We start from the raw sequence: 15931 nt of genomic DNA, 5'->3' as shown, positions 1-15931 counted from the left end.
TTTCCGGTTTGATTGCGCAAAGTCAACCGATGACAAGTTTACGGCTTTTGCTTTGCTTGTTGTATAGTAGCCGGCATTGAATCATGAGAATGGGTTACCAAGGTCAAGGATTACACATGAAACTAAGAGAGATAGATAAACGACAATATCGCCAGCGCCTTAACCGTGTGATAGTGGCCGCGATTGCGGTATTAACCGTGGTTTCCCTCAGTATCTCTACTACGCTAATCTATTTTTTTGGCGATGAGACGGGCTCTAACTTCATTTACAACTTAGCGGGTGTCGTATTAGGTGGTGCACTGGTACTACAGTTATTGCGTCATTATCGTACTCATCCTTATATGGAAGAAGTCATGTATGTGTGGGATCTTAAACATGAGCTTAATCTAATTAATCGCAAGATCCGCCAAATTGAACAAGCCGCTAAGCAAGGGAATGTGATGGCCATGCAGGTGCTACATTTTTCTTATCAAGGCTCGCGCCAATTGTGGCAACTGGATGATAATACGATCACCCTCGACGAGCTGCGACCCTTGATGAATACGCTCGAAGAGCAGGCTACCGCTCAGGGGGCCAAGCTTGATGTTAATGCTTACTCTCGTGATGCGTTAAACCAATTTTAATTCGCCCTAATGGATGTATGGCATGGCTACAACAGATCAACTTAACTTTTTACGCCCAGGGATGATGTTACACGTGGAAGCGGTGACGCCTGCGGGGGTAAGGTCGAAAATGAAGTTAGCGCTGATCGGTTATCAAGCGCAGGATTTTTTATTGCTGCAATACCCTGATCCTAAGCGTTGGGGGGATAAGTTTGATATGTTGCGAGAAGGCTATGACATCATAGTGAGGGTGCTCATTGAAGATCAACTTGGCTCGGTGATGGCATTCAAGTGTCAAGTTATCACAACGGTTTCTAGACCGACGAAAATGTTAGTCATCAGCTATCCTCGCTTAGTGCAGCGTCAACCGCTGCGTACGGAGCGACGCTTACCCACTAAATTGGCGGCTAAGGTGCGTTATGGCACGCAAATGCTATCGGGTCAGGTTATTGATATTTCACCTCATGGCTGTCGAGTTCGTTTGGTTGATCCGGTGAAAAATAGCGCTTTTAAAGGCCAGCAGATGACGATTATGGTTGAGAATGCCAATAAAAGTGAGCTGTTCAAATTATTGGGGGTGGTTTGTAATCAAAAAGAAGAATCGGGACTCTGGTCTATTGGTATCAAGCTTGATCACAGCGTCAGTCAAAATGTAGAGCAGATATTTGAAAAGATGCTGATCAGTTTAGATCAAGAGCAGTAAAAAAGCTTATCACTCTTGATCACGTGTTATTTAAGTCCTTGTTTAAAGGCTTGCAAAGTTTTGAACATCATTTCTATCTTTTTTACTAGCTCGGCTAAGGTGCGCTTAAAATCGTCATCATCGTTACTTTGCTGTAATGCTAACAAGTCTGCGGCGAGCTCTTCTACGTGAACAAGAAACAGCGGTGAGCGTGTTCGAAATGGCGTATTGTCGCCAAATATTGCTGAGAACTTGGCTTTATCTTGTTCTTTAAGAGAAGCAATCGCTTGATCCGCATCGACAGATTGGCGGTAAATGAGCTGAATATTTTCTTTTAAACTGTTTAAAATTTGTTCGTGTGTCATAATCTAAAATAAGCCGTTAAGTAATGGCGGTAGTATATACCCAATTAACTTGAAGTTGCATGTTTCAGAGCGCCACCGTGTTTTCGATACTAGGCACGCTAATGCAGGAATGTAAGCACCTTCTAAATTAGCGTAACAACGTAGTGGGAACACGGTGGCGCTCCCAGAGGGCAAGTTTTACAGGCGTTTATACAGCGTTATTGATTTTGATAAGGGGAAGCCATTACCCGCAATCAATGCCTTGCCTAAACGCCTGTAAATTCTTGCTGAAATCAAGCATCTTCAGGTTGATTGGGTATAATCAAGTGACGACAAGCTGAATGAGCATCTGTTCATTTGATTACCCAATTGCCAACTTCTGCGCTCGATTGGGAAATTAAGCTACAATTATATGTATACAGCATTTACATTTTAGTACGCACAGATACAGGAGGCAGTATGCAGGTATCGGGAAATTCAGGTTTAGGTCAAGAAGCTTGGCAAGCGGCACTGAATAAAAAGCAACAAGAGGGTCAAGGGCAGCAAGAGCTACAATTGATCCAGTCGGCAACGCTAGAGTCCTCGAATTCAGCGCCAAAGCCTGATCCATCTAGTTCGATTGGTCAAAATATCAATATCCAAGTCTAATTTTTTTGGGTGATTAAGAGTGACCAAAACGCGCTTCAAGCGCGTTTTTTCGTTCTAGATATAGGCCTTGCTGGTGTGACTTGTTAACTTACCGATGTAAATCTATGGGAGTTTTGCTGGCTTCCCCGGCAATTTCTCTTACAAGTTTAGGAACTAAGAATCCGGGTAGCGCAATCAGCATTTCTTGAATCAACGCCTTGGCTTGCTGTTCTGGTACGTCAAAATGCGCGGCGCCCGCAACCTTGTCTAGTAAATGTAGATAGTAGGGCAATACATCCGCTTCAAATAGGGCTTCACTTAACGCCACTAAGGCCTGAGGTGAGTCATTAACCCCATGTAACAGCACACTTTGGTTTAGTAAGGTGATGTTATGGGCTCGGGCTTGTTGCAGCCCTTGGCGCAGTGCCTGATCGATTTCGTTGGCATGATTAATATGCAGCACCATCAACGCTTTTAGCCTGCTGGCTTGTAATCGAGATAGCAACTCTGGCGTTAAACGACTCGGAATAACCACAGGTAAGCGAGTATGGATGCGAACTCGAGTAAGGTGCGGTATTTGCTCTAGCTGAGTGATTAGCCAGTCAAGGTGTTCGTCTTTGGCCATTAAAGGGTCGCCACCACTTAAAATGACTTCGTTGATTTCACCGTGCTGCTCGATGTAATCGATAGCGGCTTGCCATTGGCTTTTATTCGGGCTGTTATCCTGATAAGGAAAATGACGGCGAAAGCAATAACGACAATTCACGGCGCAGCCGCCTTTGACGATAAATAAAACTCGGCTTTTGTATTTATGCAGTAACCCAGGTACCACGGTGTCATGCTCTTCAAGAGGGTCAAGTTGGTAGCCTGGTACTTGAATAAGTTCTTGCTCTAGCGGCAATACTTGGCGCAATAAAGGATCGTTTTTGTCTCCTGGGATCATCTTGGCGACAAAAGGTAAGGGCACCAACATAGGGAAAGATTGGCGGGCGACAAACCCTGCAGCAAATTCTTGTTCATCCAAGTTTAGGATTTTTATCAATTCTTGCGGGGTTTTGATCGCATTTGCTAGTTCTTTTTGCCAATGCCTCTGCACAGAGAGGTCATTTCGGGTTATTATTTGCCGCATTTGCGTAACTCGATTTTGCTAAGAGGAAAAAATGGCAACATATAGTACCAGTGATTTTCGCAGTGGCCTAAAGATTATGCTCGATAACGAGCCTTGTGCCATCATTGAAAACGAATTTGTAAAACCAGGTAAAGGCCAAGCCTTTAACCGTGTTCGTATCCGCCGTTTACTGTCAGGTAAAGTACTAGAGAAAACCTTTAAATCAGGTGAATCTGTAGAAGCCGCTGATGTAATGGACTATGACTTAGCTTACCTTTACAACGATGGTGAGTTTTGGCACTTCATGAACAACGATACTTTTGAGCAAGTCGCTGCTGATGCAAAAGCCGTGGGTGAGCAAGCTAAATGGTTAGTTGAACAAGACGTATGTACTATTACCACTTGGAATGATAACCCGATTGCGGTAACGCCACCGAACTTTGTTGAGCTAGAAGTTGTGGAAACGGATCCAGGCCTAAAAGGTGATACAGCCGGTACGGGTGGTAAACCTGCCACTTTATCAACCGGTGCGGTAGTACGTGTCCCTTTATTCATTCAAATTGGTGAAGTGATTAAAGTGGATACCCGCTCTGCTGAATACGTTGGCCGAGTTAAGTAACACGACCCAATAAAAAAGCGGATTATTTCCGCTTTTTTATGCTTTATCTCGACCTATCCTAGCCCTTTCGGGTCATTTTTCGCGGCTTAATGGGTTACTTTTTGCTTGCAACTTCTTGGGCTTATCTCAGCTTTTTGAAATGTTTCTAACTGCACCGCTTTTTTACCAACTTGCTTGAGTTCATCAAGCTGCCAATCAATTAAATCTTCTAATTGCTCCGCATAGGCCTGTTGTGATGCCTTAGTCATTTGATAGCCTAAAACAGCTGCTAACGGGTTGCTAGCGTATTGCAGAAACTCCAGATCATCTTGGCTAAAGTTGTATTGAGCATCATAGCTTTGCAGTGCTAAAACCCCCATCACTTCCCCTTGATATATCAGAGGTAATCCCAACCAACACTGACTCGCTGTACCCCGAAAGGTGACCGCACCTGATTGCTTCAGGCGCATTAGCTTTTGATTATCGGCCAGCATAGGCTGTTTGCGACGAAATATATAACCAACTAAAGTGGTCTCAATAAACTCGCGAGCGGGGGTGAATCCAGTGAGCTCTAATTCGTCATCGGCCTGATCGACGAAATAAGGAATATGAATGTGGCTTCGCTCTGGATTGTATAAGGCGATTAAGATGTTTTCAGCATAAATAGCGGGTTTGAGTGAGCGATGAAATATGCTAAACAGCTGATGAAAAGGCATCGACTCTTTACCTAGCTCAGAAATTGAGTACAAGCTTTGTAATCGCTGAGCCAACTTGTTTGGTGAGCTGCTTACTTGGCCGTCCTTTGCAGTATGGTTCACATTAGTTGATAAAAACTGCAAGACGTTTTTTTGAGAATGAGTCATAAATTCGCAACTGCGCTATGGGTTCTCTCAAAAGCATACACCTTGAATAGGAACTTGCTTAATTTTTCCGGTAAAAAAACAGCATCAACAGGTTAATTATTATTAATCAAAACTTCCTCTGTATTTGGCCATAGGCTAACTCTAAACACGTCAGCACTGCTTTAACAGTGCTGACGTGTTCTTAGCAACTAAAACATTTGCACCAACAAGGTGAAGCAAAATACACTCACAGCAAAGGCTGCGCCGTAACAAATAACTTGTTGCCAGTCACGCCCCCGATGAACACCAATATCATGCAAGCCATGAAAAATTCGGTGCAAGGTATGCCAAAGCGGCAGGGCAATCAACACCAGTAAAATCGCTGCGCCATACCAAGAGGTCGCAAAGGCGTGCATTCTCTCATAGCTAAGCGCTTCACTGTCGATGACACCCAGTGGAACAAGGATCCCAGTAATGAGGATCATAACCGGAGTTAAAAATGCGGTAAGCATGCCGCCAGCACCAAATAATCCCCAAAAAACGGGCTCGTGAGAGCGTTTTGGTTGCTGTGTAGATTGATGACTCATAGCGCCCCCTAGTAAGTAATGATGATAAGTGCAGCCGCAGTGGCTACTGCTAAGCCAACATAGTGAGCGATCACGATGACTTTATCTTCTAACTTTTTGCCATTTAACCAAATATCCGCAGCCTTTGGCGCTAAATCAAACCAAGTGATGGTGTGGTATAAGGCCAATGCAAGTGCAATAAGATGGAAAATGATGGCAATAGGGTGCTGCAGAGCTTCAAGCCAGCCTTGCCAAGCTTGCTCTCCTTGGGAAAGGCGCAGTAGCCCCCAAGCAAGAATACAGCTGTAAATAGTAATGGCGATACTGGTGCCTTCACGGATCATGTACTTGGTATAAAACGCATGTTTGAGCCACCAATCGACGGGCAGCTCCCGTTGGTAGGGTTTACGTTTACTTGAACTTGGTTGCATGATGGGCTCCTATTCGGGTTTAAACATGCCAATTAAGTAATCTTTGGCACTTTCGACTTTAAACAATTGAATGGCGGCTGCAGGATCTACTCCTTTTGGACAGACCTTGGAGCAATAACCAACAAAGGTACAACCCCACACCCCTTCCTCGGCGTTGACGATTGCCATACGCTCGGCGCTGCCTGCATCACGAGAGTCGCGGTTATAGCGGGCTAATAATGCCAATGCAGCGGGGCCGGTAAAGTCCGTATTCAAGGCGTATTGAGGGCAAGCGGCGTAACACAGGCCACAGTTAATACACATGGAAAACTGCTTGTATTTCGCCATTTGCTCTGGTGTTTGAATGTATTCGCCTTGCTCGAGTGACTTTTCCTCGGCGGGAATAATATAGGGTTTGATGCTCTCTAACTTGGCAATAAAATCATCCATCACCACCACTAAATCTCGCTCAATGGGGAAGTTAGCTAGAGGCTCTAGCTTGATTTTATTGGGGTAGTAATCACGCAAAAAAGCCTTACAACCGAGTTTGGGCACCCCGTCTATCATCATGCCACAGCTACCACAAATGGCCATGCGACAAGACCAACGAAAGCTTAAGGTGCCGTCAACCTCATCCTTAATATATTGTAAGGCTTCCAGCATCGACATTTCTTCATCATAAGGAATGCGATAGGTTTGTATAAACGGCGCATTGTCTTGTTCAGGGCGATAGCGAAGGATGTCGATCTCTATGCTAGATTCAGTCATGTTTTTCCTCCGTAGATTTAGCTTTCTCTTGCGCTTCTGAGGCCGCGCCATAAACGCGCTCAGCAGGTTGGCTCTTAGTTATTACCACGGATTTGTAATCTATGGTTGGTGCGGCATCTGGGTTATAAAATGCCAGTGAATGAGCGAGATAATTTTCATCGTCACGCTTTTCATAGCCATCGATGCGTTGGTGCGAGCCACGCGATTCTTTACGTAAAATAGCGCTATGAGCCATGGCTTCGGCGGTATCAAGGAGATAGCCTAGTTCAACTGCGTATAAAAACTCGGTGTTAAACACACTGGATTTGTCGTTGATTTTTACCTTCTTGTAGCGCTGTTTTAGTTCGGCTAATTTGTCTATGGCTTGCTGCATCGAAGCTTGGGTGCGATATATGCCTACGCCTGCCTCCATGCAATCGCCCATTTCTTTGCGAATGCTGGCGATACTTTCTGTGCCTTCACTGTGCAGTAAGGTATGGGCTTTATCTATGACTTCATTGGCGGCATCACGAACTTTTGCTATCGCAACATGTTTGTTTTCTTTCGCAAATTTAGCCGCTTGTTGACCGGCAACTTCACCAAACACAACCAGCTCGGTCAGGGAGTTAGAGCCTAACCGGTTGGCGCCATGTAGGCCACTGGAAGCACATTCACCAACGGCATAAAGGCCGGCCAGACGCGTGGCGGTGAGGGCGTCGGTTTCTATGCCGCCCATGGTGTAATGTACTGTTGGGCGCACGGGGATGGGTTCGTGCACAGGATCGACACCAACATAAGCTTTTGCAAGTTCACGAATAAAAGGTAAACGCTCATTGATTTTGGCTTCACCAAGATGGCGCAAGTCGAGATGTACCACATCACCCCGTTTGCTGCTAATGACGCGGCCTTTTTGTTGTTCTTGCCAGAAACATTGACTGAGTCTATCGCGAGGGCCTAGTTCCATGTATTTATTCTTGGTTTGACCAACCGGGATCTCTGGGCCTAAACCATAATCTTGCAGGTAGCGATAGCCATCTTTATTAACCAAGATACCGCCTTCGCCGCGACAACCTTCGGTCATTAAAATGCCCGAGCCGGGAAGTCCGGTCGGATGGTACTGGACAAACTCCATATCACGCAGCGGCACACCGTGGCGATAACACATACTCATGCCATCACCGGTGACAATGCCGCCATTGGTGTTATAGGTATAAACTCGGCCAGCACCACCGGTGGCAACGATAACACTTTTTGCCTGAATGACACGGGTAATACCTTCGGCAATATCGAGTAACACGGCGCCTTGAACTTTGCCATCAAAGACCAGTAAGTCTAAACAGAAGTGCTCATCGAAACGCTTAATAGAGGGGTATTTAATCGATGTTTGAAACAGGGTATGTAGCATATGAAAGCCGGATTTGTCGGCGGCAAACCAAGTGCGCTCGATCTTCATCCCACCAAATGCGCGAACATTAACCTTACCATCTTCACGGCGGCTCCAAGGGCAGCCCCAATGTTCAAGTTGGGTTAGCTGGCGAGTTGCATTTTCGACAAAGTATTGCACCGTATCTTGGTCACAAAGCCAGTCGCCACCTGATACGGTGTCGTTGAAGTGGTTGTCTAACGAATCGTGATCTTGCACTACGCCCGCTGCGCCACCTTCCGCCGCAACAGTATGGCTGCGCATGGGATAGACTTTTGATATTAGCGCTATCTCTAAGCTAGGGTCGCTCTCAGCGACGGCAATGGCTGCACGAAGACCACCTCCACCTGCGCCTATGATGGCTACATCCGTTTTGATTATTTCCACTAATTACCTCCTAAGGAGTGTTTTTGCTGTTATGACTGATGATCCTCTCTTCCCCTGTAAAAGGCATGATCTTGATCAAAAACAGGGGCTGAAATAAGACAATTTGATTAATTTAATTACTCGTTAAAACAAGCAATTAAACTTCCTTTTCAGTTACACAATATTAGCCTACTTTAATTTCAATAAAGGACACTGCCCAAGGTGTGAGTAAGGGGTGTGATCTGGTTATCTATTTAGCGTTTAAATCAGCGTGCTTGATTGCACAGAAATTCATCTAATTTCGTGATTCCTAGCTACACTTTAACTAGTTAGAGAGAAGGCAGGGATGAAGCTTAATGATCAAAACCGCGATGGCATGTGTAGGAGTGGTGCTCGTTGTGATCTTCACTCGTCCCTTTTGGGGGGGGACTGCCACTACCGAAACACCTGCGGTTGTACCTGTTATTCGCATCGCCGTATCGCAAACACCTTTGTCTTCTGCTTTTTTCATCGCTCAAAGTAAAGGGATGTTTAAGGCAAAAGGACTCAATGTTGAGTTGGTACCTTGCCGAGGAGGCGTTCATTGCGTTGATATGTTATTGGAATATAAGGTTGATCTCGCTACGGCCTCGGAAACGGTGTTTATGTTTCAAAGTTTTCGCCATCCGGAGCTTAGGTTGCTCACTTCCTTCGTTGAATCAAGTAACGATGTTAAGTTATTGACTCTTAAAGGTAATGGTATCAATAGTGTGGATGATCTGCTGGGTAAAAAAGTCGGGGTGATCAAAGGCAGTGCCAGTGAGTTTTTTTTAGACAGCTTGTTGATTTTAAATGGCCTTGAGATCGCGCGGGTAGATAGGGGGTTTTATTCTCAAAATCAATTGGTTGACGCTTTGATTAAGCAAGAGGTTAACGCTATTTCGGGATGGGAACCTTTGGGCTACGAATTGAATATCACTCGACCAGAACAAGTACGACAGCTGCAAAGTGATGGGGTATACAATCTGTCATTTAATTTAATTGCGCAGCAGCCCAACATGCCAAACCAAGCGGTTTTGGCCGCGTTGTTAGGGGCTATTGAACAAGCCAATCTTATGCTTACATCTTATCCCAAACGTAGCCAAGCCTTGGTGAGTGAGCATTTAAATGTGCCTTTTGAACAACTGAGTTGGTCGTGGTCAGACTATTTATTTCGTTTATCCTTGGGGAATGCTTTGCTGTCTAATTTACAAACTCAGGCGCGCTGGGCGATGGATCAAGGCTTAGTTGAGTCGCAAGAGATTCCTGACTTTCGCAGTATGCTAGTTTGGCAATTATCTGATCCAGTCTCAGCTATCGCGGGGCCGCAGTGAATTTGGTTATCTCTCGACGCTTATTGATTCTGACCCTACTTTCGGTTGGACTTATCTTTGTCATGATTATTTCCCTCTTTCGCCTTCATTCGCATCAAGCTCATGCCAATGTTGAGTTATCCCATATTATGAAAATTCAGTTGAATTTGGATCTATTGCGTAGCCATTTATGGCATTTTCATCAATACCAAGATGAGCTGGCTTTAGTTCAAGCGCAGCAAACGCAAGTGGGATTAAGCGAATTACTTGAGCACTCCTCTGCTTTATCGACTTCGAGTTTGCCTGAGATGGCAAATTTAAAGCGTATGAATGCCACGATGGGGGCGCTACTCAATATGCAGCTTAATGAGCCTGTCCATATTTCAGATCCACAAGCCGATAAAGAGCACTATTCGATGTTGCAAGCTCGGCTTAATATGACTATCCAAGGGATAACCGAAGATTTATACCGTTTGCACCATAGAGCTATCGAAGATGCGCAGCGCGTTTCGCTAAATATGCTGTATTTTATCGGTGTGTTGTTGCTGTTGATCGCGGTGGTACTCGCTCTGTTTGCTTATGCTACGTTGAGGCGTTTTCGAGTAGGATTTACCATGCTGCAATATGGTATGCGAGATGTTGCTAAAGGAGAGCTTACCAGTCGACTACGGCCTGGACCGCGTGACGAGTTTACTCAGTTAGCGGAATTCTTTAATCAAATGAAAGATTCCCTGCAAAAAACCACCATCAAACGAGACTTGTTGCAGTATGAAGTCGAGCAGCAAACTAGCCAATTACGCGCGCAACATATTAAATTACAATATTTGGCCGAGCATGATGAATTAACGGGATTATTTAACCGCAGAGCTTTTTCTAATCAGGTATCCATTGCCATGATGCGAAGTAAGCGAACGCATAGCCATGGTGCATTGTTGTTTATTGATTTGGATTATTTCAAAGATATTAACGACAACTATGGCCATGATGCGGGGGATTTTGTGCTCAATACCATCGCCGAAAGGTTAAGAACTCTAGTCAGAGAGTCGGATCTAGTTGGCCGGCTAGGGGGGGATGAATTTGTGGTTTGGCTAGACTTACTGGCTAGCAGCAAAGAAGCGGAAAAGAAAGTACAGCAAATTAGTGCAACCTTGTCTGAGCCCATAACTTGGCATGATAAACCGCTGAGCACGGGCGCGAGTATTGGCATGGCCATGTATCCTGAGCAAGCTGACTCGTTTATTGAGCTGCTTAAAATAGCTGATAATGCTATGTACCAAAATAAAAGCCAGCGTCGGCAAAAAGCAACATCATCTTTAACAAGCCCAAGTTGAAAAAGATGGCGAGTAGCATGGTGTCAACAAGCATAGTTAGCTAACATAGACGCACTGCGATGCCAAAAAAGTTAACATGTCATTATGTTTGAGTCTGCCAAGTCCCCCTCCTCGAGCCAAATAAACCGATTACACTTTAGTGATGTTGAAGCGCAGCTTTTATTGCAGCAGGTATCGCAGTTAGGTCAACATCAGCAAGCATTAGAGCAGCAAGCCACAGCTTATCATCAGGCTTATATGTCAGCCCTTGGCTCAGCTGAGTTAGAGCTGATAAGCCTAAAGTTACAGCAGTTACAACAGTGGTTAGCGTACATTTCTTCAGGTCAGCTTGAGGACTTGGAGCGCCAGCAACTCGTGAATTGGATAATCAAGGATGCCCAAGCCTTGGGGGAACATGGACTTGCTGATATGCAGCCGATACGGGATCTTATTTACGCTCTTGTTGAGCAAATGCTTGTGGTGGCAAAGCAAGATATCATTCCCAGCCATGCCACTTTAAGCCAACTACGCAAAGCGTTAACTATATTGCTTGAGCATGATTGTGACATCACCACTCAAGAGCTGCTTAGTTTGATTGCCTCACCCGATACATTAACTGACTGGCTTGAGCTTGCTCGCCAAGCAACAAAGACGGGGCAGCAAAGCGCAAATGGGGTGAGCGTTGAGCATTGGCAAGATTTGGCTGCGCCTATCTTACGTGATAAAACAATGCAAAAACTATACAAGCGGTTGGCGCATCAATTACATCCAGATAAAGAGCAAGATGAGCTTCGTAAGCCGCAAAAACAAGCTTTGATGCAGCGGCTGGTGCGAGCGAAAAAGCATTCAGATCTAAGTACAATTCTGTCTTTGTATCAGCAGCATGCCACACAGAATGTGAAGTTTGATGTGGCTATGAGTCAAGCGATAAAACAAGCACTAGAGCAACAAGGTATCGCATATAGTCAAAGCTACCAGCGGACCTTGCAAGCTAATACGGCGAAAATGTGGGCATGGCGCCGATTTAGTCAGGGAGATCTTTCTCTGACAACGCAATTACAACAAGCGCATGTTAAAATTCAACACGAACGAACAAGGTTAACGCGAGCACTCGCGCAGGGCAGTAAGGTTGACGCTCTCAAGCACGCTTTGCAGCAACGATTATAGAATACCATTTAGTGAATAATTTACAGGGAGATAAGCCGTGGCTCAGCAATGGCAGACATTTTTTCAGCAATTAGCGCAATCCGAGGCTCCTTTATCTCAGGCGCTGATCACGCAATATGGTCAAGCTTTTCTGGCCGAACAATTAGCGCAATATATCACCCGACAAGGCGGCAACAGTGGTTCATTCTACCACGATATTTGCCAAGCAGAGCGGTATCAGGATCCCGAAACCGATCCTCGTTTTTGGCGCGCGTTAGTTGCCTTTAACCAAGCGGGTTTAAACCCTCCAAAGTCCCATGCTGTGATGAAATTTGTCAATATTATCGAGCAGTTGCAGCAATTTGCAGGGGCGGCAGTATTACCAGAGCGAAATTTGAAACGTAAACGTTTACAAAGACTTGCTTTAGCTTACGCCCTGACATGGGAACATTTATATTATTTGGCTAGCGGCGAAGATGAATCTGAGCCTAGTGCGGCCTTGTTTGCGCGTTTTGGTGTGACACTTGATGACCATGACCATGACCATGACCATGACCATGACCATGACCATGACCATGACGCTTAATTGTAAGGGAGAAATTTTTGGATGAATTGGTTCCCGACAGCATCTCTTCAAGCGCTTAAGCAACGGGCTGAGATTATTAATAAAATCAGGTCTTTCTTTGAACAGCGTGGGGTATTAGAAGTGGATACTCCCGCCATGAGTCAGGCCAGTATTACGGATATAAATCTGTTTCCATTTATCAGTCAATACATAGGCCCAGGTGCGGCGGTAGGGCAAAGTTTATATTTGCAAACCTCGCCCGAGTTTCATATGAAGCGCCTGTTAGCCGCTGACTCTGGGCCTATTTATCAGATCTGTAAAGCATTTAGAAATGAAGAATCTGGCCGATTTCATAACCCTGAATTTACTATGTTGGAATGGTATCGCCCTGGGTTTGATGATCTTGCCTTGATGGATGAAGTGGCAGATTTATTACTGCTGGTACTCAATTGTGATGTGCCTTCTCGCTTAACTTACCAACAGGCGTTTGAGCAGTTTTTACAAGTTGATCCATTAAGAGCCGATCTAGCTGAGCTCAAGCAACTGGCAGATGCCCATGGCTTTACTGAAATTGCGGCTACCGAGACCTGCAAGGATACCTTGCTTCAGCTGCTCTTTTGCATGGTTATTGAGCCTCAAATTGGTCAGGATGCGCCTTGTTTTGTTTATCACTTTCCGGCTTCGCAAGCTGCATTAGCACGCTTACATCCGGGAGATCCCCGCGTTGCGGAGCGCTTTGAGGTTTATTATCAAGGAATAGAGCTAGCTAACGGCTTTAATGAACTCACCGATGCGACTGAGCAAAAAGCGCGCTTTATCGCTGATAATGCCAAGCGTCGTGCTACGGGTAAACCAGAAATGCCGATTGATAACTTGTTACTTGCGGGGTTAGAGCATGGTTTACCTGAGTGCGCTGGGGTAGCATTAGGGGTAGATCGTTTGGTGATGCTGGCCTTGGGGGCTGAGCATATAGATCAGGTGATCGCATTTCCCGTTGAACGAGCATAGGTTGATGTCATGCGTTTAAGAAAAGTAAATGATTCACATCTAGGTCAAGTCGTTAGAATTGCTTACTGGCTACTGGTTTTAGGTATCATCTATTTAGGTCAAGGTTTGATTGATGATCCTGATCTAGATTGGCTAGCAAGCGCCGCAGTGATGGTTGTCGCTTTGCCACTTTACCTTTGGGTGATCAAATTATTCAAGGCCGAAGGCCAAAATGATGGTTTATAGCTAAATTAAGTTTCTCTTATCACTACCTGATTTTTACCCTGCTGTTTTGCTTGATACATGGCCTCATCAGCAAGTTTAAGTTGCTCGGAGATGGCCATGTGGATACTCGCTTGGTTGACATAAATGATGCCAATGCTAGCTGAGACAGCAAAACTTTCTGCTCCCAACTGACAAGGTTGGGTTAATGCTTCGAGTAGCTTTTGCGCTAGCTTATGAAGAGCATTAATATTTTGATAATTTTCGAGAACCAACACAAATTCATCACCAGCAAGTCGCGCCGCTAAATCCGTTTGGCGGATATGTTGACGCAGGCGTTGAGCTGTTTGTTGTAATAAATAATCACCGGCATCATGACCATAGTTGTCGTTGACTTGCTTGAAGCCATCAAGATCTAAGAAAGCGATGGCATAATTTAGTTTCCTATGTTGATGATAGGTTTGCGTTTTCTCTAAGCTTTGCATTAGGTTGGCCCGATTAGGCAAGCCTGTCAGTTCATCATGCAAGGCCATTTTTTCTAGCTTTTCGATTTGGTAGCTTTCCCGTAAATCGGCGAACTGTAATATGCTGTATTCTTTGTTTCCTTGCTTGTCAAAAATGGCGGTGTAGTTAATTTCAAATGGGATGCTTTCTTCACCGAAGGTTAATTCTTCCTTGCCGTGCCAACTCTTGGTTTGGGCTAAGATGTTATCAATTAACTGGCGCTGTTTGGCATTCGCTATCAGTTGTTTAAAATCGCCACGTAGTTCAATGCCATCAAGTTGCTCGGTTAAAAGTGATTGCATGGCTGGGTTAATCATTTGAATATAATGACGGCGATCCAAAATGACGACACCGTTACGATTAGCCTGAAACATTTTGGCTGCTAGCTGGGTTTGACGGGCAGAGGTTATTTCACTGGTAATGTCTTCTAAGGCAAGAAGTAACTGACTGGCATGACCAATCTGACTTAAGCGTGTTGCGGTAAAACGCAAGTATTTGGTTTTGTTATTACTCGTTAATGTGAGTTGATTACGGTACTGCCATCTATCACCTATGAAAATCAGATCTAGCTCGGCTTTATGCTCTGAAATTTGCGGCATAAAATCCGGTAAGAAAAGATCGATAAAATCATCTTCATTATCTTCCATTAGATTATAAAAGGCCTGATTTGCCCGTTTTATACAGTAGGTTTTATCCAACACCACTAGGCTATGCTGAACCGTTTCGATGATGGTTTCTGCAAATACCTTGCGCTTTTCCAGTTGAGCCATAGTTTCATCTTGGTATTTCTCTTTGGCTTTAATACTTTGCAATAGCGCATCGAAATCGGCCTTAAACAAGGCTAAGGTATAGTGTTTTTGCGCCTTGGTATGAGGGGTAGACTTAGGATTAAAATCGCGCATTAATGATGCTAAGCCTAAGATAAACTGTCGAAAGTGCTTATATGGGCGACGTATAATCCAGAGGCAAATCAAGCTAAACAGCACACTTAAAGCAACACCAACATAAATGCTTTTTTGAGCATGCAGTAAAAGGGTGTTAAAGCTAATTTGGGTATAAATGTACCCCTTTACTGTATCTTCTAAGCGAATTTCTTGTTTTATCCAATAATCACTCGTCCAAGGTGTCAGCTTGTCAGCTAAACTAGGTGGCGTGGTTCTTTGACTAAATGGCCAAGAGTGAATTTGATTAAGCTGGTGGTCGAAAATGACCATTTTCACAATGCGCTTATCGTTAGCAAGGTGGTTTGTTAAGCTCACCACATCGCTTAGCTTTTCTTGCGATAGCAGCTCACCTAAGCGCCGAGCGACGGCCTGACCTTGATTGTTATAAGTCTGAAGTTGAAAACTTTGGTTATACTGAAGTTGGTAAAGGGTGAAAAAACTACTCAAGCACAGCATAAAAACAAATACCGCCAAAGGTGGGAGCCACTTGGAAGTTAAGTTAGGTTCGCGGTTAGCGTTGTTTAAATTGCCCACTTTTTGCCCTTAATGACTGCCATGATTTTCTTGGTATTGAGTTGGCAGCTAGTTTAATCATCTGTCTTGGATG

18 protein-coding genes are annotated in these 15931 nt (G+C 44.6%); 10 read left to right on the top strand and 8 right to left on the bottom strand.

Annotated features, from left to right (window positions below):
• The first annotated feature begins 116 nt into the window (after positions 1-116).
• Positions 117-623 (top strand): DUF3087 domain-containing protein, encoded by a 507-nt coding sequence (locus ACK8OT_RS10135; RefSeq protein ID WP_410196395.1) that lies wholly within the window; start codon positions 117-119, stop codon positions 621-623.
• 22 nt (positions 624-645) lie between these two features.
• Complete coding sequence (locus tag ACK8OT_RS10130; RefSeq protein ID WP_410196394.1) at positions 646-1305, top strand: flagellar brake domain-containing protein; 660 nt, start codon at positions 646-648, stop codon at positions 1303-1305.
• A 26-nt stretch (positions 1306-1331) separates the two neighbouring features.
• Here ACK8OT_RS10130 and ACK8OT_RS10125 read toward each other — a convergent pair whose 3' ends face one another.
• Positions 1332-1649 carry a hypothetical protein gene (locus tag ACK8OT_RS10125; RefSeq protein ID WP_410196393.1) on the bottom strand — a complete coding sequence of 106 codons (318 nt, stop codon included), beginning with the start codon at positions 1647-1649 and terminating at the stop codon, positions 1332-1334.
• Between the two features lie 438 nt (positions 1650-2087).
• On the opposite strand from ACK8OT_RS10125, the gene ACK8OT_RS10120 reads away from it, so the two are divergent.
• Entirely contained in the window at positions 2088-2276 is a 189-nt protein-coding gene (locus tag ACK8OT_RS10120) for a hypothetical protein (protein WP_410196392.1), read from the top strand.
• An 88-nt stretch (positions 2277-2364) separates the two neighbouring features.
• Here the strand turns inward: ACK8OT_RS10120 and epmB are convergent, their stop codons facing one another.
• Positions 2365-3384 (bottom strand): EF-P beta-lysylation protein EpmB, encoded by a 1020-nt coding sequence (gene epmB, locus ACK8OT_RS10115; protein WP_410196391.1) that lies wholly within the window; start codon positions 3382-3384, stop codon positions 2365-2367.
• Positions 3385-3415: 31 nt separating this feature from the next.
• On the opposite strand from epmB, the gene efp reads away from it, so the two are divergent.
• Entirely contained in the window at positions 3416-3982 is a 567-nt protein-coding gene (efp, locus tag ACK8OT_RS10110) for an elongation factor P (protein WP_410196390.1), read from the top strand.
• 86 nt (positions 3983-4068) lie between these two features.
• Here the strand turns inward: efp and ACK8OT_RS10105 are convergent, their stop codons facing one another.
• The 5 genes from ACK8OT_RS10105 to frdA form a co-directional block, all read right to left on the bottom strand.
• On the bottom strand, positions 4069-4824 hold the full coding sequence (locus ACK8OT_RS10105; protein WP_410196389.1) for a GAF domain-containing protein: 756 nt from the start codon (positions 4822-4824) through the stop codon (positions 4069-4071).
• 188 nt (positions 4825-5012) lie between these two features.
• Positions 5013-5390 (bottom strand): fumarate reductase subunit FrdD, encoded by a 378-nt coding sequence (frdD, locus tag ACK8OT_RS10100; protein WP_410196388.1) that lies wholly within the window; start codon positions 5388-5390, stop codon positions 5013-5015.
• An 8-nt stretch (positions 5391-5398) separates the two neighbouring features.
• Positions 5399-5800 carry a fumarate reductase subunit C gene (locus tag ACK8OT_RS10095; protein WP_410196387.1) on the bottom strand — a complete coding sequence of 134 codons (402 nt, stop codon included), beginning with the start codon at positions 5798-5800 and terminating at the stop codon, positions 5399-5401.
• 9 nt (positions 5801-5809) lie between these two features.
• Entirely contained in the window at positions 5810-6547 is a 738-nt protein-coding gene (locus ACK8OT_RS10090) for a succinate dehydrogenase/fumarate reductase iron-sulfur subunit (protein ID WP_410196386.1), read from the bottom strand.
• Entirely contained in the window at positions 6540-8336 is a 1797-nt protein-coding gene (gene frdA, locus ACK8OT_RS10085; protein ID WP_410196385.1) for a fumarate reductase (quinol) flavoprotein subunit, read from the bottom strand. Before frdA ends, ACK8OT_RS10090 begins: the two co-directional genes overlap by 8 nt.
• Positions 8337-8671: 335 nt before the next feature.
• On the opposite strand from frdA, the gene ACK8OT_RS10080 reads away from it, so the two are divergent.
• The 6 genes from ACK8OT_RS10080 (at position 8672) to ACK8OT_RS10055 (ending at position 13900) form a co-directional block, all read left to right on the top strand.
• Complete coding sequence (locus ACK8OT_RS10080) at positions 8672-9667, top strand: ABC transporter substrate-binding protein (RefSeq protein WP_410196384.1); 996 nt, start codon at positions 8672-8674, stop codon at positions 9665-9667.
• Positions 9664-10977, top strand: a complete 1314-nt coding sequence (locus ACK8OT_RS10075; RefSeq protein WP_410196383.1) for a diguanylate cyclase domain-containing protein — start codon at positions 9664-9666, stop codon at positions 10975-10977. The genes ACK8OT_RS10080 and ACK8OT_RS10075 overlap by 4 nt, the downstream gene beginning before the upstream one ends.
• 84 nt (positions 10978-11061) lie before the next feature.
• Complete coding sequence (locus ACK8OT_RS10070) at positions 11062-12123, top strand: hypothetical protein (RefSeq protein WP_410196382.1); 1062 nt, start codon at positions 11062-11064, stop codon at positions 12121-12123.
• A 37-nt stretch (positions 12124-12160) separates the two neighbouring features.
• On the top strand, positions 12161-12688 hold the full coding sequence (locus ACK8OT_RS10065) for a hypothetical protein (protein ID WP_410196381.1): 528 nt from the start codon (positions 12161-12163) through the stop codon (positions 12686-12688).
• A gap of 21 nt (positions 12689-12709) precedes the next feature.
• Entirely contained in the window at positions 12710-13675 is a 966-nt protein-coding gene (gene epmA / locus ACK8OT_RS10060; RefSeq protein WP_410196380.1) for an elongation factor P--(R)-beta-lysine ligase, read from the top strand.
• Between the two features lie 9 nt (positions 13676-13684).
• Positions 13685-13900, top strand: a complete 216-nt coding sequence (locus ACK8OT_RS10055) for a hypothetical protein (RefSeq protein ID WP_410196379.1) — start codon at positions 13685-13687, stop codon at positions 13898-13900.
• A gap of 5 nt (positions 13901-13905) precedes the next feature.
• On the opposite strand, the gene ACK8OT_RS10050 is transcribed toward ACK8OT_RS10055, so the two are convergent.
• The gene (locus ACK8OT_RS10050) at positions 13906-15858 is read right to left on the bottom strand and encodes a diguanylate cyclase domain-containing protein (protein ID WP_410196378.1); all 1953 of its coding nucleotides are present in this window, start codon (positions 15856-15858) and stop codon (positions 13906-13908) included.
• Positions 15859-15931 lie beyond the last annotated feature (73 nt).

The sequence above is a fragment of the Motilimonas thetidivivens genome (assembly GCF_046452435.1).
Taxonomy (GTDB): Bacteria; Pseudomonadota; Gammaproteobacteria; order Enterobacterales; family CBDFNC01; genus Motilimonas.
The sequence above is the reverse complement of the archived record's forward strand: the minus strand, read 5'-3'. Positions and strand labels throughout refer to the sequence as shown.